At 38.6% G+C, this 871-nt stretch carries 1 protein-coding gene; it reads right to left on the reverse strand.

The genetic code is table 11. The features are described from left to right. Positions 1-815 (reverse strand): IS982 family transposase (locus tag Q0791_RS24905; protein WP_299011953.1); only part of this gene is annotated, 815 nt, incomplete at its 3' end. Positions 816-871 lie beyond the last annotated feature (56 nt).

An 871-nucleotide genomic window follows, 5' to 3' on the forward strand; every position in this document is an offset into this window, starting at 1 on the left:
TAAGCCACTAAACCACCTATTATATTGAGCATAAAACCATGCACACTTCGGTGTCTAGTATGCTCTATTTGTGAGATGTTCTTTAATTGGTCGTTGATTGTTTCTATGATAAACCGCCTAGATAACATCGCTCTATCCCATAATGATAATGCTTTGGCTTTCATATTTTTACGGACATTATTCACGATACTCACACCCCGTTCGAGTAACTCACTGGCTAATGCTTTGCTGATGTAACCTTTATCAGCATAGAGTTTATCCATTGAATTAACGACCATTTCTTTAACTGGCTTAGTATCATGTACATTTGCAGGCGTGATTTTTGCGGCAACGATACCACCCTGATGATTCACAATGAGGTGAAGTTTAAATCCATAAAACCATCCCATGGTGCCTTTTCCTCGACTCGCTAAGCCTGATAAGGTCTTGTGTCTTGGTATTCGTAAATTATGACAGACTTTAATACTTGTTGAATCAATAAACTCTATACCTGTTGCCTCACTTTTTAAGGATGAAAAGTAGCTACAGAGCGGTATCACAGCGTTAGGCATGACTTCAAGGAATCGGGTATAGCTCAGCAAATTGGGAAATTCTGATTTAAAGAAACGCGCTAAATATCCTGTGTAGAAGTTTTTAAAATCTCGATGATGGGAAGTATGGAAGGCAATGATAATCGTCATGATTTCACTCATTGTCATCCTACCAGAACGCTTACGTTTACGCGTTCCATCCGTTAGACATTGTTGCTCCCACTGTGGAATAAAAATAGTACAAAAATCATCGACATCACAAAATATATCTACTAACTTATCCATATGCCCTCTGCGTGATTGATTAATCTTGGTCGAAAGATCTGATCACAAAGAGGGCT

The sequence above is a fragment of the uncultured Shewanella sp. genome (genome assembly GCF_947495455.1).
Classification (GTDB): domain Bacteria; phylum Pseudomonadota; class Gammaproteobacteria; order Enterobacterales; family Shewanellaceae; genus Shewanella.